Origin of the sequence: Paenarthrobacter sp. NPDC056912, from assembly GCF_042786555.1 — a bacterium.
Lineage (GTDB): Bacteria > Actinomycetota > Actinomycetes > Actinomycetales > Micrococcaceae > Arthrobacter.
Genome location: NZ_JBHUCD010000001.1, coordinates 75,091 through 96,224, shown reverse-complemented (window position 1 = coordinate 96,224; position 21,134 = coordinate 75,091). Strand labels below are relative to the sequence as shown.

At 63.2% G+C, this 21,134-nt stretch carries 23 protein-coding genes; 10 read left to right on the top strand and 13 right to left on the bottom strand.

The features are described from left to right. Window positions 1–71: 71 nt before the first annotated feature. The 4 genes from ACFRJ9_RS00490 to ACFRJ9_RS00475 form a co-directional block, all read right to left on the bottom strand. Window positions 72–698, bottom strand: coding sequence for a hypothetical protein (locus tag ACFRJ9_RS00490; RefSeq protein ID WP_377663269.1), 627 nt, complete (start codon window positions 696–698; stop codon window positions 72–74). A gap of 97 nt (window positions 699–795) precedes the next feature. Beyond that, complete coding sequence (locus ACFRJ9_RS00485; RefSeq protein ID WP_377663268.1) at window positions 796–1,206, bottom strand: MmcQ/YjbR family DNA-binding protein; 411 nt, start codon at window positions 1,204–1,206, stop codon at window positions 796–798. A gap of 23 nt (window positions 1,207–1,229) precedes the next feature. After that, window positions 1,230–2,126, bottom strand: coding sequence for a polysaccharide deacetylase family protein (locus ACFRJ9_RS00480; protein ID WP_377663267.1), 897 nt, complete (start codon window positions 2,124–2,126; stop codon window positions 1,230–1,232). A gap of 63 nt (window positions 2,127–2,189) precedes the next feature. Beyond that, on the bottom strand, window positions 2,190–2,615 hold the full coding sequence (locus ACFRJ9_RS00475; protein WP_377663266.1) for a CoA-binding protein: 426 nt from the start codon (window positions 2,613–2,615) through the stop codon (window positions 2,190–2,192). Window positions 2,616–2,835: 220 nt separating this feature from the next. Here ACFRJ9_RS00475 and acs point away from each other — a divergent pair, with 220 nt between their 5' ends. Genes acs through ACFRJ9_RS00455 form a run of 4 tightly spaced genes read left to right on the top strand, consistent with a single transcriptional unit; the run spans window position 2,836 to window position 7,989 of the window. Beyond that, on the top strand, window positions 2,836–4,956 hold the full coding sequence (gene acs, locus ACFRJ9_RS00470; protein WP_377663265.1) for an acetate--CoA ligase: 2,121 nt from the start codon (window positions 2,836–2,838) through the stop codon (window positions 4,954–4,956). Then, complete coding sequence (sfnG, locus tag ACFRJ9_RS00465) at window positions 4,953–6,143, top strand: dimethylsulfone monooxygenase SfnG (RefSeq protein ID WP_377663264.1); 1,191 nt, start codon at window positions 4,953–4,955, stop codon at window positions 6,141–6,143. Before acs ends, sfnG begins: the two co-directional genes overlap by 4 nt. Beyond that, window positions 6,143–7,498 (top strand): O-acetylhomoserine aminocarboxypropyltransferase/cysteine synthase family protein, encoded by a 1,356-nt coding sequence (locus ACFRJ9_RS00460; RefSeq protein ID WP_377663263.1) that lies wholly within the window; start codon window positions 6,143–6,145, stop codon window positions 7,496–7,498. Before sfnG ends, ACFRJ9_RS00460 begins: the two co-directional genes overlap by 1 nt. Then, entirely contained in the window at window positions 7,495–7,989 is a 495-nt protein-coding gene (locus ACFRJ9_RS00455) for a CoA-binding protein (RefSeq protein ID WP_377663262.1), read from the top strand. The genes ACFRJ9_RS00460 and ACFRJ9_RS00455 overlap by 4 nt, the downstream gene beginning before the upstream one ends. On the opposite strand, the gene ACFRJ9_RS00450 is transcribed toward ACFRJ9_RS00455, so the two are convergent. From ACFRJ9_RS00450 to ACFRJ9_RS00435, 4 genes are all read right to left on the bottom strand, one after another. After that, on the bottom strand, window positions 7,986–8,855 hold the full coding sequence (locus ACFRJ9_RS00450; protein WP_377663261.1) for a hypothetical protein: 870 nt from the start codon (window positions 8,853–8,855) through the stop codon (window positions 7,986–7,988). The genes ACFRJ9_RS00455 and ACFRJ9_RS00450 overlap by 4 nt on opposite strands. Beyond that, on the bottom strand, window positions 8,852–9,406 hold the full coding sequence (locus ACFRJ9_RS00445; protein ID WP_377663260.1) for an RNA polymerase sigma factor: 555 nt from the start codon (window positions 9,404–9,406) through the stop codon (window positions 8,852–8,854). The genes ACFRJ9_RS00450 and ACFRJ9_RS00445 overlap by 4 nt, the downstream gene beginning before the upstream one ends. A gap of 318 nt (window positions 9,407–9,724) precedes the next feature. Beyond that, the gene (locus tag ACFRJ9_RS00440; RefSeq protein WP_377663259.1) at window positions 9,725–11,209 is read right to left on the bottom strand and encodes an HNH endonuclease; all 1,485 of its coding nucleotides are present in this window, start codon (window positions 11,207–11,209) and stop codon (window positions 9,725–9,727) included. Window positions 11,210–11,312: 103 nt separating this feature from the next. After that, window positions 11,313–12,569: an alpha-L-fucosidase gene (locus ACFRJ9_RS00435; protein ID WP_377663258.1), complete on the bottom strand. Its 1,257-nt coding sequence runs from the start codon at window positions 12,567–12,569 to the stop codon at window positions 11,313–11,315. Between the two features lie 112 nt (window positions 12,570–12,681). Here ACFRJ9_RS00435 and ACFRJ9_RS00430 point away from each other — a divergent pair, with 112 nt between their 5' ends. Next, complete coding sequence (locus ACFRJ9_RS00430; RefSeq protein ID WP_377663257.1) at window positions 12,682–13,092, top strand: hypothetical protein; 411 nt, start codon at window positions 12,682–12,684, stop codon at window positions 13,090–13,092. Between the two features lie 20 nt (window positions 13,093–13,112). Here ACFRJ9_RS00430 and ACFRJ9_RS00425 read toward each other — a convergent pair whose 3' ends face one another. Beyond that, complete coding sequence (locus ACFRJ9_RS00425) at window positions 13,113–14,831, bottom strand: cation:proton antiporter (protein WP_377663256.1); 1,719 nt, start codon at window positions 14,829–14,831, stop codon at window positions 13,113–13,115. A 126-nt stretch (window positions 14,832–14,957) separates the two neighbouring features. Here ACFRJ9_RS00425 and ACFRJ9_RS00420 point away from each other — a divergent pair, with 126 nt between their 5' ends. After that, window positions 14,958–15,146, top strand: a complete 189-nt coding sequence (locus ACFRJ9_RS00420) for a hypothetical protein (RefSeq protein ID WP_377663255.1) — start codon at window positions 14,958–14,960, stop codon at window positions 15,144–15,146. A gap of 140 nt (window positions 15,147–15,286) precedes the next feature. Here ACFRJ9_RS00420 and ACFRJ9_RS00415 read toward each other — a convergent pair whose 3' ends face one another. Beyond that, complete coding sequence (locus ACFRJ9_RS00415; RefSeq protein WP_377663254.1) at window positions 15,287–15,742, bottom strand: iron chaperone; 456 nt, start codon at window positions 15,740–15,742, stop codon at window positions 15,287–15,289. Between the two features lie 263 nt (window positions 15,743–16,005). Between ACFRJ9_RS00415 and ACFRJ9_RS00410 the strand changes: the two genes are divergently transcribed. Then, the gene (locus ACFRJ9_RS00410; RefSeq protein ID WP_377663253.1) at window positions 16,006–16,611 is read left to right on the top strand and encodes a TasA family protein; all 606 of its coding nucleotides are present in this window, start codon (window positions 16,006–16,008) and stop codon (window positions 16,609–16,611) included. 106 nt (window positions 16,612–16,717) lie between these two features. After that, window positions 16,718–17,152, top strand: a complete 435-nt coding sequence (locus ACFRJ9_RS00405; RefSeq protein ID WP_377663252.1) for a SipW-dependent-type signal peptide-containing protein — start codon at window positions 16,718–16,720, stop codon at window positions 17,150–17,152. Here ACFRJ9_RS00405 and ACFRJ9_RS00400 read toward each other — a convergent pair. The 3 genes from ACFRJ9_RS00400 to ACFRJ9_RS00390 are packed head-to-tail and all read right to left on the bottom strand — an operon-like array spanning window position 17,149 to window position 19,111. After that, window positions 17,149–17,754, bottom strand: coding sequence for a TetR family transcriptional regulator (locus ACFRJ9_RS00400; RefSeq protein ID WP_377663251.1), 606 nt, complete (start codon window positions 17,752–17,754; stop codon window positions 17,149–17,151). The two genes, ACFRJ9_RS00405 and ACFRJ9_RS00400, sit on opposite strands and share 4 nt — an antisense overlap. Continuing rightward, on the bottom strand, window positions 17,751–18,797 hold the full coding sequence (locus tag ACFRJ9_RS00395) for a saccharopine dehydrogenase family protein (protein ID WP_377663250.1): 1,047 nt from the start codon (window positions 18,795–18,797) through the stop codon (window positions 17,751–17,753). The genes ACFRJ9_RS00400 and ACFRJ9_RS00395 overlap by 4 nt, the downstream gene beginning before the upstream one ends. Window positions 18,798–18,838: 41 nt before the next feature. Then, window positions 18,839–19,111 carry a hypothetical protein gene (locus tag ACFRJ9_RS00390; protein WP_377663249.1) on the bottom strand — a complete coding sequence of 91 codons (273 nt, stop codon included), beginning with the start codon at window positions 19,109–19,111 and terminating at the stop codon, window positions 18,839–18,841. Window positions 19,112–19,152: 41 nt separating this feature from the next. Between ACFRJ9_RS00390 and ACFRJ9_RS00385 the strand changes: the two genes are divergently transcribed. Both ACFRJ9_RS00385 and ACFRJ9_RS00380 read left to right on the top strand, forming a co-directional pair. Beyond that, a complete protein-coding gene (locus tag ACFRJ9_RS00385; RefSeq protein ID WP_377663248.1) occupies window positions 19,153–19,944 on the top strand; it encodes a CPBP family intramembrane glutamic endopeptidase in 792 nt (263 codons plus the stop codon). Window positions 19,945–20,057: 113 nt separating this feature from the next. Continuing rightward, window positions 20,058–21,098: a metallophosphoesterase family protein gene (locus ACFRJ9_RS00380; protein ID WP_377663247.1), complete on the top strand. Its 1,041-nt coding sequence runs from the start codon at window positions 20,058–20,060 to the stop codon at window positions 21,096–21,098. Window positions 21,099–21,134: the final 36 nt, after the last annotated feature.

Here is a 21,134-nt window from a genome sequence, read left to right as displayed (position 1 = left end):
CTTCACCACGAATGATCGAAAATCAATATTTCGTGGCAGTTTCGATCAACATTTGTCAAAGCGTGATCTTTCTACGGACCCTCCGCAAGCGCCTTTCCGCACTCCGTGATGGCTTCCCTGGCCAGGGCCCTTTGCCGCTCAGTTCCCAGTCGTTCCGCCCATTGTTCGGCTAATTGGAACTCAACCATGGCCTCCGTGAGCCGCTTTTTACCCTGCAGAAACGAGCCGAGGCTTGCGTGCAAAGCAATCATCCAACGCCTGGTTCGCTCATCATGGGCCGTGGACGCATATTCCAGGGCGCTGCGCGTCCACACTTCGGCATTCGCGGCATCCGCGATCGAGAGCATGTGCAGTGAGTCCACGGCCAGGAATTCCTCACCAAGATGGTCCGCCAACTCGGCCGCCTGCTCCAGCAAAGGCACCGCCATCGCGGCCCGCCCGCCTGCGTTCAAAACCCTCCCGCGCTCCAGGAGGATGCGGACGCCCACGGTGGGTTCGTCGTCGTCGATTCCGTCGAGGAGCGCATCGGCTTCCTCGAAGCGGCCCTGCAAACCGATGGCCCGCCCCACTTGGGTTGCCAGCTCAGCCCGCTCGTCGGCGTCGTAAGTGTCCTCGATCATCGCGGCACGGAAGGCGGCCTCCGAAGCTGCCGGATCGCGGAAGTTCCATAGATGGTCCAGTGTCTTCTGATCCAGCATCAAACCGCTCCTGACCAGCCGGTAGCTGTGGTCTTTTAGGTATGCAGTATCAATCTAGTCCCATGTCAGCGGCGTGGGGAGGGTGTTCGCAGGCGTGTCAGCTGCCCTTTGGCTGCGCCAGCCTGGCCCAGCCGAGTTGCTCTTGTTGTTTCCGGCTGAGCGTGGCCACCACCAGGTCGTACGAGTCCTCCACCATGTCCCGGATCATGCCATCCGGGAGGGCGCCATCAAGGCGAACGCCGTTCCAATGCGTCTTGTTCATATGCCAGGCGCCCGTGATCTCAGGATGGGCATTCCGGAGTTGCTCGGCCAAGGCAGGCTCGCACTTCAGGCTCACCGACCAGTTGTCCGGGTCCATGGCGGAAAGCGCGAACATCTTGGCCTCGTGGCGGGCACCACCAGCGACGGCGGCACGGACCTTGAAGACGGACGTCTCGGGTCCGAACGGGAAATCCTCGAAGGTGCCGGGAAAGCCGAGGCAAATCTTGCGCAGTTGGGAAACGTCCATGGAGCGAGCCTAGTGCTCTCGGCCTACGCCACGCCCAGGAAGTCTTCCAACAGCACCACTTCGAGCCCGGCGGCCAACTGTGCCGCCCGGAAAGCCGCGAGGTCCGCGGCGAACTCGGCACGGAAATGCATCAGCACGATGTCTCCTGGACGCAAGGAATTTCCCACCTGGTAGTCCATCTTCCCGGCGTTCGCCTTGGCTTCCCAAGTGACGATTGCCTTCATGCCGGCCGCGGCAACAGCCTGGCGCATCGCATTGGAATAAGCGCCACCCGGCGGGCGGAACAGCGTGGGCCGCCGGCCATAATGCTGGAAGGCGAACTCCTGCATGCCCACCATGTCGTTCAACTGCTGCTGGTATCCCCATTGCCGCACCATGTTGATGTTGTGCGTAACCGTGTGGTTCTCCACCAGGCTGCCCTGGGCATGGAATGCCTTGAAGAACGCAGGGTTGTCCGCGATGGTGTCCTTGGTCAGGAACAGGGACGCCGGGTAGTCGTACTCCTCCATGAGCTTGACCGATTCGGGTGTCTTGATGTTTCCGTCATCAATTGTCAGGAAGACCACGGGGTGCTGGGTGGGGATCTTGGTGATCACTGGCGCGAGCCCACCGACGATCGGCGGCAACTGATAGTCAGGGATGAAGGTCCGCCGGATGCGCTTGGTGGCGGTGGGCGAGGGGCTCGCCGTGGCGGCGGACGACGGCGGGACCTCGCCTCCCACGGCCAACGAACCGTTCGATCCCGGAACCCCCGGCGACTCTGCCGCGGAACCGGGCGTCAGCTCCGGCGTCGAGCGTTCCGGAGTAGTTTCAGGAGCCGCGCAGGCGGTCAGCCCGGCAAAAACTGAAGCGCCGAGGACGCCGAAGACGGCCCGTCTGCTGGGTGCGGAAAAAGACGCTGCAGAATGGTCGCCGCACATGGCTGTCCCCCAAGACTCAAACAATGATTCAGCTGAAATCTAGCAGAGGATTCAGCCGCGAAATCACAAGCCGTAATGCCAGCCCTCGCGCGCGGGGCAAGCATTCACCACGACGTCGAGCCCCGCGTCCTTGGCCCGCTGCGCGGCGGCGTCATCGAATACGCCAAGTTGCAGCCAGACGGCCTTGGCGCCGATCGCAATTGCTTGGTCTATGACGGCGCCCACCCGCTGGGAGTTGACGAAGCAGTCCACCACGTCAATGGGGTGCTTGGCCTCGGGGATGTCCGCCAGGGTTTTGTAGCCCTTCTCACCGTGCACGTCCTCGCCTTTGAGGTTCACGGGAATGATCTCCATGCCCATCTTGTCCCGGACATAGAGCGAGACGTCATACGCGGAACGCCATTCATTGGTGCTGAGCCCCACCACGGCCCACGTGCCTTTTGTTCGCATCAACCGCTCCACGACGGCCGGATCGTTGACATGCATCATGACCCAAGCCTACTCCCACGCCCCTTGGCACCCATTGGCCGAATATTCTGCAGATTTACCGCTCGAATCCGACTAACAGCGAATATTACGCATGACGACCGCCTGATTTTGAGTCAAATGAACGGTCCGCTTTAGTTGGTAGCGACCATCCCAGCGATACAAAGGGCGACCATCCCTCTGTCCGCACTGCGCCTGTAATTTCCAGGCATGGAGATTCTGTATGCCATCTGCCGTACCCGCACCACAAATTTCACACACCACTTCGGACGCGACGGCCTCTGAAGCAGGGCTGCTTGACGCGCCCGGCTCCCTTCAGGGCTCTTCGGGATGGTCCTCGATCGAGCCCACGGACAGCGCTGTGCACGGCGCTGATTTCAGCGAGCGGGCGCGTCACAGCGGTTTTGATGAGAACGGCTCAGCCGTTGGCTTTTGGGAACAGCAAGCCCGCCGCCTGCACTGGGCCGAGCCGTGGCACACAGCCCACAGCTGGACACCCACCGATGTGGAAGCGGGCCGCGGGCCGGACATTAGATGGTTCGACGGCGGCAAGCTGAACGTTGCGTACAACTGCGTGGACCGGCATGTGCTTGCCGGAAGGGGTGACAAAGTGGCCCTGTATTTCGAAGGTGAGCCCGGTGACCGCCGCGCGATCAGCTACGCAGAATTGCAGCGCGAAGTCTCCAAAGCTGCCAACGCGCTGCTTTCACTGGGTATCACCAAGGGCGACCGCGTGGTCATCTATCTTCCAGTCATTCCCGAGACCGTCATTGTCACGCTTGCTGTGGCCCGCATCGGCGCGATCCACTCGCTGGTTTTCGGAGGGTTCTCCGCCGAAGCGTTGCGTTTCAGGGTGGAAGATACCCAAGCGAAACTCCTGGTCACCACGGACGGACAGTTCCGTCGCGGGGCAGCTGTGCCCGTCAAGGAGAACGCGGACGCCGCCGTCTCGGGTGACAACGCCATCGAGCGAGTACTGGTGATCAACCGGACCACTCCCGCCGAGGACCTTGCTGCCGTCCCCATGAAGGAAGGCCGCGACGTCTGGTGGCACGATGTGGTGGAAACTGCCTCGGACGTACACCATCCGGAGGCCTTCGACGCCGAGACTCCCCTGTTCATCATGTACACCTCCGGGACCACTGGTAAGCCGAAGGGGCTGGTCCACACCACGGGCGGCTACCTCACGCAAGCTTCGTGGAGTTTCGAGTACCTGTTCAGTAACCCGGACCCGTCGTTGCGGGAATCAGACGTTCACTGGTGCACCGCTGACCTCGCCTGGGTCACCGCCCACACCTACGAGATCTACGGACCGCTCTCCAACGGCGTCACGCAGGTGATCTTCGAGGGCACACCCAACACCCCGCATCCGGGCCGGCACTTCGAGATCATCGAGCGCTACAAGGTCACCCAGTACTACACCGCACCCACGTTGGTCCGCTCCCTCATGGGCTGGTTCCCCGACGGCGTTCCGGACAGCTACGACTTTTCCTCCATCCGTCTTTTGGGCACAGTGGGCGAAGCCGTGAACCCCGAAGCCTGGCGCTGGCTGCGCGAGAACCTCGGCGGCGGCACCGCTCCGGTGGTGGATACATGGTGGCAGTCTGAAACCGGCGCCACCATCATGTCGCCCGCTCCGACCGATACCGAGTTCAAGCCAGGTTGCGCCGCACGGCCGCTCCCCGGCGTGAGCACGCGTGTGGTGGACGAGTCCGGCGCTCTTTCGGAACCCGGTGTGCAGGGCTTCATCGTTGTGGACCGGCCCGGACCGGCCATTGCCCGCACCGTGTGGGGCAACCCGCGCCGTTACTTCGACTCCTATTGGAGCCAGTACGCCGAGCAGGGCTGGTTCCTTGCCGGTGACGGCGCCAAATACGATTCCGACGGCGACATCTGGATCCTTGGGCGGGTGGACGACACCCTCAATGTCTCAGGCCATTTGCTGTCCACCATCGAGATCGAGTCCGCCCTGGTCTCCCATCCGGACGTGGTGGAGGCCGGAGTCTGTCCCGTGGCCGATCCCACCACCGGGCACGCCGTGGTCGCGTTCGTCGTCCTTCGCGGTGACACGGGTGGTGCCGCGAAGGGCGACACTCCCACGCAAGTGACCAACAACCTGCGCAACCACGTTGCCAAGGAGATCGGCCCCATCGCCAAGCCGCGCGACGTCGTCGTAGTGGCTGACGTACCCAAGACCCGCAGTGGCAAGATCATGCGCCGGCTGCTGACCCAACTTTTTGAGGGAACCGCCCTGGGCGACACCACCTCACTCCAAAACGAACCGGCAATTGCCGGCATCCAGGACGTCCTGCGCGAGCGGGCCTTAGTAAAGGAACATTCATGACCGAGATCAGCAACGTCGCACGGCTCTCCGAACCGCTCAAGTTTGCCTATTGGGTGCCCAACGTCTCCGGCGGCCTGGTGGTGTCCACCATCGAGCAGCGCACCGGCTGGGATTTCGACTACAACAAGAAGCTCGCGCAGATCGCGGAAAACTCCGGCTTCGAATACGCACTCACCCAGACCCGCTACGCCGCCTCCTACGGCGCGGACAAGCAGCACGAGGCAACGTCCTTCAGCCTCGCGCTCCTTGCTGCCACCGAGCGCCTCAAGGTCATCGCCGCCGTCCACCCGGGCATGTGGCACCCTGGCGTGTTGGCGAAGTACATCATCACGGCAGACCACATCTCCAACGGCCGCGCCGCGGTCAACATCGTCTCCGGCTGGCTCAAGAGCGAGTTCACCAACTTCGGCCTCGAATGGCTGGAGCACGACGAACGCTACGTCCGCACCGAGGAATTCATCAAGGTGCTCCGCGGCCTGTGGACCGAGCAGGGTTACAGCCAGGACGGCAAGTACTACAACATCACCGACTTCACGCTGAACCCGGCGCCCGTTGACGTGCCCGGCCGCCCGCATCCGGAAATCTTCTTCGGTGGAAACTCGACGGCGGCACAGGCCACCGCTGGCCGCGTGGCCGACTGGTACTTCTCCAACGGCAAGGACCTTGAGGGCTTCAAGGAGAACATCGCCGGGGTTGTTGCTGCGTCCGGCGAAACGAACCGCGGCACTGAAGGCGCACTTGCTGCCCCGCGCTTTGGGCTGAACGGCTTCGTCATTGCCCGCGACTCCGAGAAGGAAGCCCGCGATACCCTGCGCGAAATCGTCGAGAAGGCACACAAGCCCGCCGTCCAGGGCTTCCGCGACGCCGTGCAGGAAGCCGGACCGTCCACCAAGGACGGCAAGGGCATGTGGGCCGACTCCACGTTCGAGGACCTGATCCAGTACAACGACGGTTTCAAGACCCAGCTGATTGGAACTCCGGAGCAGATCGCCGAGCGCATCGTGGAGTACAAGAAGATCGGCGTGAACCTGTTCCTCACCGGCTACCTGCACTTCCAGGAAGAAGTCGCCGCGTTCGGCCAGGACATCCTCCCGATCGTCCGCGAACTCGAGGCAGACCTGGCCCGCAAGAACGGCACCGAGCTGGACCTCTCCTCCACACCTGTTGCCGAGTCGGTGGCCGTCTAATGGCTGATCGCACTTTCGGTTTCCGCACCCGCGCCTTGCACGCCGGCGGCACCCCCGACGCCGAGCATGGCGCCCGTGCGGTGCCGATCTACCAGACCACATCCTTCGTGTTCAAAGACACCAACGACGCCGCCAACCTCTTCGCACTGCAGAAGTACGGCAACATCTACTCCCGCATCGGCAACCCCACAGTCGCGGCATTCGAGGAACGCATCGCGTCCCTCGAAGGCGGCATCGGGGCGGTAGCGACGTCGTCGGGCATGGCCGCCGAGTTCATCACATTCGCCGCGCTGACCCAGTCCGGTGACCACATCGTGGCGGCGTCCCAGCTTTACGGCGGCACGGTCACGCAGCTGGATGTCTCGCTGCGCCGCTTCGGCGTGGACACCACCTTCGTGCCCGGAACCGACCCGGCCGACTACGCCGCAGCCATCCAGGAGAACACCAAGGCGCTGTTCGTCGAGGTGGTGGCCAACCCGTCGTCGGAAGTCCAGGATCTCGCGGGGCTGGCTGCGGTAGCCCACGACGCCGGTATCCCCCTGGTGGTCGATGCCACCCTGAGCACGCCTTACCTGGTGCGGCCGTTCGAGCACGGCGCCGACATCGTGATCCACTCAGCCACCAAGTTCCTCGGCGGCCATGGCACCACCCTTGGCGGCGTGATCGTGGAGAGCGGCCGGTTCAACTGGGGCAACGGCAAGTTCCCCATGATGACCGAACCCGTCCCCTCCTACGGGAACGTGTCCTGGTGGGGCAACTTTGGCGAGTACGGCTTCCTTACCAAGCTGCGCTGTGAACACCTGCGCGACATCGGTCCGGCACTCTCTCCGCTGTCCGCTTTCCAGCTGCTGCAGGGTGTTGAGACACTCCCCCAGCGCCTGGATGAGCACCTGAAGAACGCACAGGCCGTGGCGGAATGGCTCGACGCCGATCCCCGCGTTGCGTACGTGAACTACTCCGGTTTGCCGTCCCACCCGCACTTCGAACGCGCACGGAAGTACCTGTCCAAGGGGCCGGGTTCGGTGTTCTCGTTTGGAGTAGCCGGCGGGCGTGCAGCTGGGCAGAAGTTCATCGAGTCGCTGCAGCTGGCGTCCCATCTGGCCAATGTGGGTGATTCGCGGACCCTCGTCATTCACCCGGGTTCCACCACACATCAGCAGCTCAGCGCCTCACAGCTTGAGTCGGCCGGCGTGCCGGAGGACCTGGTCCGCATTTCCGTAGGCCTGGAAGACCTGGAGGACATCCTCTGGGACCTCGACCAGGCGCTGACGGAGGCACAGTCCGCCGTGTTGCTCGAAGGAGAACCGGTGGAAGCCTGCACTGTGGGCGCTCCGGCAGCAGGAGGACGAGCATGAGCACCGCAGAACGCACGTGGGAAGGCCCAACGGCACCCGAACGCCTCGCTCTCCTACGCCAGGCAAAGTCCATCGCAATCGTTGGCGCCTCGGACAAGCCGTCCCGCGCCAGCTACTTCGTGGCCACATACCTGCAGTCGTCCACTCGCTACAAGGTGTACTTCGTGAACCCCGTGGTCAAGGAAATCCTGGGCCAGCCAACCTACGCTTCGCTGGCGGATTTGCCCGAGTCCCCGGACATCGTGGACGTCTTCCGCAAGCACGACGACCTCCCCGGAGTCCTGGATGAAGCCGTTGCTTCCGGTGCCAAAACACTGTGGCTGCAGCTTGGTTCGTGGCATGAAGAGGTTGCCCGGGACGCTGAGACCGCGGGCCTCAACGTGGTGATGGACCGATGCGTGAAGATCGAGCACGCCCGTTTCCACGGCGGACTCCATCTCGCCGGCTTCGACACCGGCGTGATTTCCTCCAAGCGGCAAGTCCTCGCCTAGCGGTCCCCGCGCTTCATCCACTGCTTGAGCCTGTCCAGGAAAGACTGCAGTTCCTTCTCGGACTTCTTCTCTGCCAAGGAGGGGAAGGTCTGGCCAGGCTTCTTGATGTCGGCGCCAGGCTTTGAATCTGCTGCAGGTGCGGTGGGCTCCGGCTTTGGCTTGACCGTTGCAGGGCGCTCCGGAGTGGGATTGGCTGGCTTGCCCTGGGCAGCACCATTCGAGGCGCCGTTAGGGGCTGCTGCAGGAGGAACAACCACCGCTTGCGGCGCAGCGTCCGGGCCGTTACCGGCAGCCGGAGATTTTCCGGCATCCGGGCCGTTTCCGGTGGCCGGAGCTTTCCCGGCATCCGGGGCCGCCGCGGGTGCTGAATCCTGAGCGGGAGCCCCAGGTAGGACGGGTGTTGTGGCCTCTTCGCTCGCAAGCGGCTGGGCTGTAGGCGGAACTGCGGCGGGGTCAACCACTGGTGCCGGTTCGGTGCTGATTTTCGGGGCGTCCGGCGCGGGCAACACCGGAGGGGCCGCGGACCATTGGGGAGCGAAATTACCCAGCAGTTCATCGATGAAAGTCGGCGTGCGGGTGAACCCGGAACTCGCTGCAGCAACGCCGCTCACACCCAGGCCCATAGCTGCCACAACAGCCACGCTGACTACCGCAGTGCGGTGCTTGTGCCGCCAGCGGCGCTTGGTGACCTCATCGTGCGGGCCGGCCAGCATGGCCGCCAATTCTGCGTTCGGGGCAGGCGCAGTCATGTGCGCGTAGGAACCCAATGAGAGGAGCGTCTGCCGGACGTCGGGCGCGCTGAGGAGATCGGCGTCGAGCAAAAGCTCGTCCACGATCGCTTCGCGTTCACTATCCCTGCATGTCATGGCGACACATATTCCTTTACTGCCGAATGCTCACGGAGCGTCATTAGGGCCCGCCGTTGCAGCTGCTTCACCGCACCGGCGCTTTTCCCCATAATGCTGGCCACCTGTTCCACCGTCAGGCCCGCGACGATCCTGAGTGTCAGGACCTCCCTCTGGTCATCACCCAGATAGTCCAGAAGCTTCATGACTTCATGTGGCGCCAGGAGCCCCATTGCCTCCGACTCGGCAGACCCCGACTCGCGGGTATCGCGATCAGGCTCGAACTCGTGGTGTTCGGGTGTCCGGCTCTGTTTCCGATGCTCATCCACCATGCGGGCATGCGCCACCGAGAACACGAACGTCCGGAGGCCGCTGACCCCGCCGCTGATGGTCTCCAGCCGAGGCAGGACAGCGAGGAACACGTCCTGGGTGATGGCCTCCGGATCTGACACACCTTTGGCCGCCAAGTAGCCGAGAACCGGGCCAGCGTACGCCTGGTACACGGCGCTGAACAGATCGGCGTTATTGCCCTTGAGTGCGTGGAGCGCTTCATCGGTCAATGCGTCGGTCACAGAAGAGACTTTCGATCGGCAGCAGGTCCGGGGCTTGAACCAGGTCATCCGCCTTTGCTCGACGGGCAACCCACCTAGGGTATCTGCTCTGCCGTGTCGTCCCAAGGACAGCCTGGCATGTCAGTTCAAAAACTCATCAGGACAAAAAGGAAGAGCCGAGCTGGAACATGATGGGGGACAAATTCCAGCTCGGCCCTTTCAAAGAGGTAATCGTCGGAGGACGCCAAAGGGTTACGCGGGGTACAAACTTTTTTGAGAATTTTTTGAAGGTCACCGTCCCGGGCGTGATTCAGCGTCGCATGACTGTGTTCTGGAGGGCTATGTTCTGGAGGGCCGATGCCCCGGCAGTAGCGGCGATTTCGATTGGTAGCTGTGTCCGGTGGGTGTGCTGATTTCGAGGGTATGGACGTCCGCGGGCGTGGTTTTGGCGGTCCAGCCGGGCTTTTCTTTGGTGTGGTTGCAGGCTTCGCAGAGTCCGGCGCCGTTGGCCACCGTGGTGGTTCCGCCTGCGTGCCAGGGCACGACGTGGTCGATGTGCCTGATCGGCGCGTCGCAGTAAGGCGTGCGGCAGGTATCGTCCCGGGTTTCGATGAAACGTCTGAGCCGTGGTGGGAAGAGCCTTGCTTTGGAGTCCATGGTCAACAGCTCACCGGTGGCCGGTGCGGTGTAGAGGCGGCGGAGCCACACTTTGAACTGATCATCCTGCTCTAGGGTGGGACCTTTGCCTGTTGCGGACGGGTGGGTAGCGCTGGGGGCATGCCTGGTCATGGTCTGAGGGCCGCTATCGGGTTTCTGCCGTTTGGTGCGGGCCTCGTTCGAGGCAGTTCTTCCCGTGCCAACAAGGGTCCTGGCCCATTCCGACGGGACGATTCCGTAGCCTTTGAGGCGGGCTGGTTCGCTGTCGCCCTGGAACAGGGTTCGGTCGGTCATGACCAGGTCGAGGTTGATCCCGCTGACACCGCCCGGGGTTCCGGCGAGTCGCTCCACCAGGGTGTCGGCCATGACCTGGCCTCGGGTCCGAGAATCCCCGCTGGAACGGGCGGAGTCTGCGGCCCGGGTAAGGGCGGCGTAGGCGGCCACACCCTGGGCGACGGGCAGCAGGGCGGTCAGATAGGTCATGGTGTCAGGGGCCGGGCGCAGGCTCACCGTCCGCTCGCCCGCGGCGTGACTGGCACGCTGGGCCACCGAGCGCGGATCCCGGCGATACGCCGCAGCTTTCGCGGCGGCGATGATGGCCCGGTCACCCTTCCCCTCGAACGTCCCGGTATCGGCGGCGAGTTCCTCGTCCACGGCAGACCGGTCTTCCACAGACAGGCAGGCGGTCTCTTTCACCAGTAGGGTGGCGCGCCACTCATTGAGCTGGCCCGACTCCAACGCGGCCATGGTGCGCGGCATCTCCGTCACCAACGCCTTCGCGAGTCCAAGCAACCGTGATCCCCGGTTCGGGGACTCCCGCCGGGCCAACGCCACCTGCGCCCCGACACCCTGGCCCTGCTCAGAAGCGGGCACACCGGCCGCCTCCTGCTCGCCGCGCTGCGCCAGTTCGAAGGCCACCGCGGCACGCGCCTGCAACCCGGTGATGGCGGACTTCAAGTCTTCCAGCCCACGGATCTGATCGATCAGCTCGCCGCTCCCGGCACCAAGACGGACGGCGCCCAAGAGTGCGAGGAGATCAGACACCCGGGGCGCCGAGCCACCGGAGAGGGCCACGGAGCCACCCGACCGAGCCGCGGAGCCACGAGCACGCGTGGCGACTGCCGGCGCAACCACTGCGCCCGTCTGCCCGCCTCGAATCTGCTCCATGACTCAACTCTTCCAGCCAGCACGCAGCAGCATCAGCCCGCAACCGCCCTATGTGGAAAAAGACCGTATGTGAAAACCGGGAGAGCCCGCAGGGCCTGAAGAACTAGTCAGGCGCGTCCGTCGGCGCTTCGTAGCCCGCGGGAATAACCGGCACACTGGCTTCCAGCGCCCCGGTAAAGACGCGGGCAGAACTCAACCTGCCGCCGATGCCGGATAGTTTCACGTGCAACCTCTTGGCGGTGACAACGGGGAATTGGTGGAGTCGCCTGTTGCCCACCGTCATGCCCTCAACGAGGGCCCCCTCATCAGTGGAGACGGCGTAGCGCGTAATCCGCTGCCCCGAACTCAAGTCCTCCACAAGTTCCAGGTGATTGAACGTGACCTCAGCCGGGAAGGTCAAGGTGGCTCCGCCGTCGTGATGTTCGACCCTGGCCTCCATCTCGCCCGAAAGCCGGGCGTCCAACTCGGCCTTCCATTCAAGGAGGATCGCTTGGTCTTCATCGGGAATGAGGCCCCTGGTGTCCGGCGGAAGATTCAGGAGGAGGTTGGCGCCCATTCCGACCGAGCGATAGTAGATGGCCAGCAGATGTTCTGTGGTCTTCGGCTGGTCGTCCGGATGCCAGAACCAGCCGCGGCGAAGGGAAACATCGCACTCAGGCGGCAGGTATCCCGCGTACCCGAGCTGCGAGTTCGAATCGGTGTATTGGGTGTCGGCTGTCCGGTCCACCACGTAGTTAACGGGATCCGAGGCCAGTCCGTTCTCGTTGCCCACCCAGCGGATGGTGGGCTGGCCCATGTTGAAGATCATGGCGTCGGGCTGGTGTTCCCTGACCACGGCGATGATCCGGTCCCAGTTGTATTCGCGGCCCACTGAGCCAGCGCCGTCGAACCACAGTTCCATGAGCGGCCCATAGCCAGTGCAGAGCTCAGTGAGTTGCTGAACATAGAAGTCGTCGTAGGCAACAGGGTCGCTGTAGCACTCTGCATTCCGGTCCCAGGGTGACAGGTAGAGCCCCAGGCCGATCCCCTGTTCCTGGCAGGCTTCCGCCACTTCCCGCACCACGTCCCCTTGACCGCCGCGCCATGGCGAGGAGGCCACTGAGTACCCAGTGGTGGCCGTGGGCCACAGACAGAAGCCGTCGTGATGCTTGGCGGTGAGGACCAAGTACCTGGCACCCGCGTCCTTGGCCACGCGGACCCAGCTGCCGGCGTCGAGCTCTGTCGGATTGAAACCGGCAGCCGGAAGCGTTCCATCGCTCCATTCCTTGCCCGCGAAAGTGTTGATGCCAAAGTGGATGAACACGCCGAACTCGAGCTGCTGCCAGCGGAGCTGGGCGGCGGTAGGGACAAGGTGGGTCACAGCGGCACTCCTGGCGGTTGGGCGTGATCGGTTGGGCGTGATGGGCTCGGGTGTTGAAACATCAGATGTATCTGGCTTCGGAGTCATGCTATCCGGAAGCCATACTTAGCTCGTGACTAACTCAGGCAAAATGACGCCGGCCGTGTCCCACAGTGATGGCGTCTGGCGCCTGCGGGACTCGGTTCTTGCGGCAGTGAACGGGACGATGGCCGCACTCGCCGGGGTTGGCGGTGTCATTTCAGCCATGGAGGTTATTGCCGGGGCAGACGCGGAAGGACGGGCGGCCGCGGGCTACTTTGCAGTGCGTGCCGTGGTCATCGCCCTGGCCGTGCTGATCTTGGCGATCAAGGCAATCGCCTCCCGCAGGCCTGGTCCGCTGCCGGTTGTGTTGCTGGGCGCTGCGGCGGTCCAATTCGCCGATGTGCCGATCAGCATCCTGGCAGGAAATTCGGCAGTAGCCATCGCTGCCTTCGTGCTGGGCGCCGTTCACCTGACCACCGCCTGGCTGCTTCGACGTCGTTGAGCCATCGAAAGTAGCGCGGCCTACCCGACGATGCCCCGCTGCGCCATCCGTGCGGCGTCAGCGTCGATGACCATCTGGCCAAGTTCGAGCGTGTGCGAGGAGTACCGGCCGCTGGCGCGCGCATCCAGCAGCGCGGCTTGCTCAGCATCGATCATGATGCGGAACAGGGCCCCGCGCTGTAGTTGTTCTTCGTTCTGCACGGCGGCGAACTGCGCGGTGTAGGCATCCGCAAGTCGCCGCCGATTGCTGGTGGTTTCGGCAATCAACTTGGCCGAGTATGGCTTCCCCTCCGGGGTTGTCAGTTCAGGCGAGGAAAGCTGCTGGGCGCCCGCTGCGACGATCTGTTCCACGAGTTCACTGATTTCGACTTGGAGTGCGTCGCGATCGTCGGCGCGCACCCCGAGCAGCCTGATCACCAGCGGCAGCGTCATCCCGTGCAGCAGCAGGGTGACAACGGCAACGGTGAAGGCGATCAGGATCAGCTCTGATCGGAACGGCACATCCAACGGCAACGACTGGGCGGCGGCAAGCGTGACTACGCCTCGCATGCCGGACCACGTGAGGACAGCACCGCCCCGCCAGCCAAGGCCGTCCCGGGACAGCATCTGCCAGTCGGCACGTCGCTTGTCGAGGTGGCGCCGGGCGAGGTCCGTGCGCCGGGCGTCTGCGTTTCCGCTCTTTTCAACTTCCTCGATCCGGATGAGGGCGTCATCCGCGCGGGCAATCATCCGGGTAGCCCTGCGTTGCTGCCGTCGGAGGGAGAAGATCAACGGCACCATGAACACCCCGCGGATGACCAGCAATGCCACCACGACGAGTAGCCCGACGCCCACAGCACCCCACACGCTGAGGTGGTCCTTTTCGACCCCCTCGATAACCCGGGTCATCTGGTACCCCATCACCAGGAAAACGCCGTTCTCCAGCAGGAGTTGGATGGTGCGCCAGTTCATCCTCTCGCTGATCCGGTCCTGGGCGGTGAGGTGCCGGGCCGATTTGAAGCCGGTGACCAGTCCCGCCACGACAACTGCCAGGACACCGGACGCATGCACAGCTTCCGCCGGGAGGAACGCCAAGAACGGGACAACGAAGGAGATCGCTGTGGTCAGGGTGGGCTGGCCGATGCGTCCGCGCGCCCAGACCGTCGCAACGCCCACTACCAACCCAATGCCGACGCCGAGTGCCACCGCCAGGACGAATCCGCCGGCAACGCTTCCCAACGTGACGGTTCCGCCTATTGCCGCAATGGCGGCGCGCATGATGACAAGGGCTGTTGCATCGTTGAGCAGCCCCTCTCCCTCCAGCACTGTGACCAGCCGGGACGGAAGACCCAGGCGTTTACCGATGGAGGTGGCGGCAACCGCGTCAGGTGGTGAGACAACAGCGCCCAGTGCTATGCCGGCAGCGAGGGGCAGGCCTGGGATCAGCCACGTGAGCAGGAATCCAACCGCGACGGCGGACAGCGCCACCAGCGTGACTGACAGCCCGCTGATAGCCCGGAAATTGCGCTTGAAGTCGGTGATCGGAACGTTGACCGCCGCGGCATAGAGGATGGGTGGCAGGACCACCGCGAGGATCCACTCCGGCTCGATCTCCAGGGGCTCTTGGCCGGGAATGATGCTGCAGCCGATCCCCACCAGAACAAGGATGATCGGCGCCGCAACTCCGATGCGCGGGGCGATCCAGCTGCCGCCAATAACCAGCAGCACGCCAATGACGAACAGGAGCGCGATGGATTCCATTTCTGCAGGGTAATACGGATGGCTCCCAAGCGGAGGTGCTGTCCTCTGTAGCCCGCCCGGAGCGGGGAGTAGGCTGCAAACTACCAGCCTTTGGATTCATAGATCTCTGTTCATAAAGGAGAGACGATGACCCTTCCTCCACACCACGAACCTGAGCCGTTTCCACCAGAACCCGGTCCCGTCCAGCCACCGCCGGACCCCACAACGCCGTTCCCGCCGAGTCCCATTCCGGACCCGAATCCGGCGCCTGGCCCCTTGCCGGTTCCCGATCCCGGACCGGTGCCTCCGCACCCGAACCCTGACCCCACGTACTGACGTCTTTGAATGGATAACGACGGCGGCTGGTCGCCTGGGTGGGCGACCCCTCCCCCCCTGTATTTAGTTTTTTATTTTTATACGCGGGGGGGGGGGGGGGGGGGGGGGCCCCCCCCCCGCCGTCGTGTGTTCCGGGGGCTTCAGGCGACGGCGCGCTTGATGAGTTCCACGATCCTCGCTTCAATCTCAGGCGTGATTTCGGTGAGGGCGAAGGACGTGGGCCACATGGCACCGTCGTCGAGGTTGGCGTTCTCCTCGAAGCCGAGCGTGGCGTAGCGGGCCTTGAACTTGTGTGAGCTCTGGAAGAAAACGATGTTCTTCCCATTCCTGGCGTAGGCCGGCATTCCGTACCAGGTCTTGGGGGTGAGGTCCGGCGCGTGCTCCTTGACGATCGCGTGGAGCCGCTGGGCCATGACCTTGTCCGTTTCAGGCATTTCGGCGATCTTGGCCAGTACGTCGGCTTCGCCGTCCTCCTTGGACGCCTTCTTGCGGGGTGCCTTCTTCAACTCCTGCGCGCGTTCCTTCATTGCGGCGCGTTCTTCTTCGGTGAACCCGTCGTAGGACTTGGTTTTGTCAGTTGTTCCGGTGTCAGCCATGGCAGGCCCCTCTTCTCTGCTGGATTTCTTGCGTATATCCCCACGCTACGGGTCAATGGCAGCGTGAGCTTCTCCGAAACTGCTCGGTTTGGAACAGGTACTTGGCCACTGCGGGAGTCTTGAGGTTTTCCTGAGGAACTGTTGCGGGTTTGCATGATTTGTTCTTGATTCTGGCCCGGCAGAGTAGTCCTCATCAGCCAGACAGGCTGGAAAGAGCAACGGCCGGCCCGGACGGGTGGCCCACTGAAAGGACACTGATTCCCATGGCCATCAGCCTCAAGACCACCTCCGGCAAGATCCTCGCTTCCGTCGCACTGGTCGGCACCGCAGCCGCCGTCGCCGGGATGGGCACCTACGGCGCCTTCACCTCCTCGACCTCCGCCTCCCAAGCCGTCACCGCAGGCACCGTCACCATCGCCCTGGGCACCGGAGCGAACAACACCCTCAACGTCCCGGTCGCGGGCCTGCTGCCCGGAGACAAAGTCGAAAAGCTCGTCACCCTGGCCAACAGCGGCAACTCGGACCTGAACAACGTCACCCTGACCACCTCCGCCGGCGCCACCGGATCCCTGCTCACCACCGACACCACCAACGGCCTGCAACTGACCATCGAAAACTGCAGTGTTGCCTGGACCGGAGCCGCAGCCCCCTACACCTGCGCGGGAACCAAAACCACCGTCATGGCCGCAGCCCCGGTCATCACCGCGAACAAAGTCCTGAACAACCTGACCTCCCTGACCTCGGCCAAAACCGACAACCTCAAAGTCACCACCGCGTTCCCCACCACCGCCGGCGACACCTTCCAAGGCGCCACCTCCACCATCGCCTTCTCCTTCACCGGCACCCAGCGCACCGAAACCGTCAAGTAACACCAAAAGCTTCGCCGGGCCTGATCGGATTCACTACCCCAGCCCGATCAGTCCCGGCGAAAGACCCCATTCCAACAAACCAGGACAAGACAAGGAGATGATCACCATGACAAAGCCGAACAGCTTCCTACGCACCTTGGTGATCGTCGCCGTCGTCGTTCTTGGCCTGATAGCAGCACCAACAGCGGCATTCGCCGCCTTCACCGACACCGAGCGGGCCACGCCGCAGTTCTCGGCCGCGAGCCTCGCGGCACCTGCCGCTGCAAACGTCACCATGAGCTGCCAGTTCGGCATCCGCGCCACCGTCACGGTGAATACCTTCAGCACCGTGGCCAACGCCAACTACCACGAGGTCAAGATCTTTGACCGGTCCGGCAACCTCGAATTCACCGGCGATCTCAGTAAAGCGGCCGGAAAGAGCTACACCTCGGGCTATGAGGTCATCGGAACCTGGAGCTACGAAATCCGCGGGTACTACAAGGTTCCCGGCTCCAACAACGCCTGGACCGGCAAAGTCCTTAAAGGCTCGCTGAGCTGCTAGGAGCTATCGTGGATCAGCCATTGGGCCGTGCGGATCAGCGCCCGGTCCGCGTCGTCCGTCCGGAGCCCGGCGATGTCCGAGCGCATCACGGCTGCGCCTTCAAAGAGGCTCACGATCGCGTTGGCGATGCCGGCCTGTTGCGATCCGCCCAATTCCGGCCTGGCACGGCGCACGAGGTCACGGACATGCTCCGCGTACAGTACGTAGAAGGCCCTCAGGGCAACGGCCGCCTGTTCATCGCTTGACGCCAGCGCCCAGATCTCAAGGTGCATATTGATGCCGGCCGGATCAGAGTGCTCTTGGAGCAGGGCGGAGAAAACACGCGCCGATTCCTCCCGCGCGAGCCGCTCCCCCGCGCCGGGTCCGACGTCGATTCCGGACATTTCGCTGAGCCGCGCCAATGAGCGGTCCAGGGTACGTTCGAGGACGGCACGGATGAGGTCAGCTCTGGTGGGGAAATAGTGCTGAAGGTGCCCGATCCGGACACCCGCCGCGGCGGCGAAATCCCGCATTGCGGCGTTGGCGTTGCCCCGGGTGACCAGCACTTCTTCAGCGGCGTCAAGGAGCGCAGCCTTTCTCAGGGCGCCCTTGCTTTCGGTCATGAGGTCAATATTGTCACACCGTTCCGGGCCAAATTCCCCAATGCTTCCGAAGGTTCCGGCATGGTCTCCGGGAAAGTTACACCGGCCCGGGCGGCGGGATTCAGGACAGCCTGAAGGCCTATGAATCCTCCCAGGGCGGTGAGGTGGGCCTGGCCTTGCGGGTCCGATATGACAGCAGTCCGCTCACCATTCCGGCCCTTGACGTCTACCCTGATGTGCGCCGTTCCGCCTTCGCCCGGAGAGTAGAGCAAAGATCGCCTCGCGGCCGTCCACCGCTCGCCACTACCCCAGCGAAACAGTCCGATGGCCTTCGCGGCGAGCAACGCCGTCGTGGACGTATTTGAACTGAAGCCGATGCGCGTGGCCACCGTCTCCGCGCCGAGGGTCAGCGGAAGCGTGAACTGTTCGGGCGTGTCCAGGCGCGCGACCCTTGTACGGTGGCCGGCGATGTCCACCCAGCGGGTGTCGCTTAGAGGACTCACGACCACGGGACGCCCGCCTTTGCGGGCTTCGAAATCCAGGCCGAGCCTGTCGACGAAATCAACGGAGTCCACACCGGCTTGGTCGTTGACGTCGTAGCGGATCGCAACATCGATCTCACGCGCACCACCGACTTCCTTGGCAAGTGCCGCCGCCACAAGATTGGTGACGCCACCCATCCATCCGGAACTCAGGAGTACGGGCGCGCTCGGGTTGAGGAGGCTCGCCAGCGCAACAGCGCGGGTGAGGCGGGTAGTCCATCGCGTGACGTCCACGTAGGGAATTCCGGCAGTGACCGCGGCCCGGAGGACGCGGTCCTCGGGATCGTTGACCACGCTGATCACAGCCCTGACTTTGGCAGTGAACGGAGCCGGATCATTCAGGTCCCATGTGCGGACGACTACGTTTTCACTGCCGAGGTGGCTGCCACGTTCAGGGTTCCGGCCCGTCAACACCAGGGGCCACAGGGGAGCGGCAAGCCGTGTCAAAGCGGTGCCCACGGTTCCATACCCGCCGACGATGAGCACGGGGCCGGCTATCTCATGTTCCAGATGATCGATCATGAACTTGATAATAGGTCATTTGACCTAAAATCGTGAACGGGTCACGTTGGTCGAAGTGTTTCCTTCCCCCGTGGACGAGTCCTTTTCTCCGGATCGGGAGCGAACCTCAAGGTCGCGATACTGCCGTTCGGCCAACGCCGCTTCACGTAAAGGAAGACGAGCGCGACGACCAGGACGCGCGACAGCATGCCGAGAAGGCCGCCCTCGGGGCCGTACGCGCCGACGTTGAGGATCTCCGCTCCGGACGACGTGGCAGTGAACCAGCCGGGGACGATGTGTCCGCTGATGGGAAACCCGAAAAGGTCTTGGGCCATAATTTAGCTATTGCTTGGCTCAGCGTTTAAGGGGAATTCGCGTGGACGATTCAATAAGTGTGCCGACCGTGGACGACCGCAAGAAGCGGTTCGGACGCCTCATCGAGCGGGATGACGGCCGTGACGTGCCATTCTACGACGGGCACCCGGTGGAGGTGGCCGCGTGGAAATGGGTCCTCATCATCGCTGCGTGCGCTGTTGGCTTCGCAGCCCTGATCTTGATTCCCCAGACCTCGAACGTGACAGCCCTCCTCCCACGATTCCTGTTCGTCGCCATTCCCATGGCTGTTTTCATCTGGCTCACGGGCCCTTTCTGGAAATCGATTTTCCGTAAACCAACCGGCGCGGATTACCTCGCCATGGTGGTCTTCTGGCTCCTCAACCTGGCCGTGAGTTTCATAGTGGGCATCATCGTTGCATCCATCTTCGGAGCCAATGCCAACAAGGCCACCGAAGGAATCCTGGAAGGCGGCCCGGGTGAGATAGTGGCCTTCTACGTGGGAACCGGCATTCAATTGCTCGGCGAGGAAGTCTTCACCATCCTGCCGTTCCTCGCAGTCATGTACTTCCTCTACACCAAGGCGAAGCTGAACCGCACCACGTCAATGCTGCTCGCATGGTTGATCACGGCCCTGTGGTTTGGCGCGGCGCACCTTCCAACGTACGGGTGGAATGTGGCCCAAGCTCTCCTCATCATCGGCACCGCCCGAATCGTGCTGACGCTGGCCTTCATTCGCACCAAGAACATCCTTGTCTCTACAGGAGCCCACATCCTCAACGACTGGGCTTCATTCACCCTTGTGCTGGTGGCAGCCGCGGCTTCGGCCTCCTGATCAACTAACGGCCAACTTGTCATGACAAGTTGGCCACGGAGCATTTGCCGGCGATTCATCTGATGTCTCTACATTCTGAGGGTCAACACACCCTTTGAGTGAAAGGTTCCATCATGAGTTCCCCCAGCCGCCGCTCGGCGATCGCAGCGTCAATCGCGGGATTGGCAACCATCGGCGCCACCGCCGTCGCCGCGTCCCCTGCACAAGCAACCGGGCATGGGCACGGCAGCAACCGCCCCTCCGGCAAGGCCACTGTCTTCACAGTCATCAGCGACATCCAAGGCGACCTCGGCGATTTCGACCTTGCCCTCAAGGACATCGAAAAGACCAACCCCGGCAAGCGGAGTGCCGGCCTGGTAGTCAACGGCGACATCACTCCGCGCGGCTACGACTTTGAGTACCAGGCCGTACGCAAGGTCCTGGATGCAAACCCACACGCCCGAAACGTCCACTGGGGCATCGGCAACCACGAGTTCTACGTCCCCAAATACTCCGACCCCAACACCCTTGCCCAAGCCACCTGGCCCAACGGCACCACCGAGGCCTCTCTTTTCCAGAGCTTCTACACGTTCGCCGGGCGCGACAAGGTGTACACCGAAATCGACCTTGGCGGTGTTCCCGGGCTGATCCTGGGCACTGAGAAGTACATGCACTACCACGACACCAAGCTCTGGGACGAGGTCTGGCTCAGCGAGGAACAGATCACGTGGTTGGAGCGGCGATTGGCATACTGGGACGATCGCGGCCAGCCCGTCATGGTCTTTACCCACCACCCGTTTCCGGACACCGTCTCCGGCACCCGCAACAACCTCTACAAGAAGGACTACCTGCAGGTTGACCGGCTACTGGGAATCCTGGGCAAGTACCAGAATGTCTTTGTCTTCACGGCCCACACGCACTGGGCACTACAACTGGCCGACTGGGAAGTGCGCCGCACCGTCCCCGGCACCGGCAACCTTCAGGGCTTCCAAGTCATCAACACCGGCGCGGTCCAGACCCTCTGGGAAGACAATGGCACTGGCGGCGAGCGCGCCCTGGATGGCCACGAGGCCAGCGGGCTCCAAGTAGAGGTCTACAAGGACTGCGTAGTGGTCAAGGCCCGTGACTACCGTCGTGGCGAGTGGATCAAGGAAGTCCAAATCCCACTGTTCTAACCCGTTGCGGGGCCCGCTTTGCGTTCCTGGAACGCT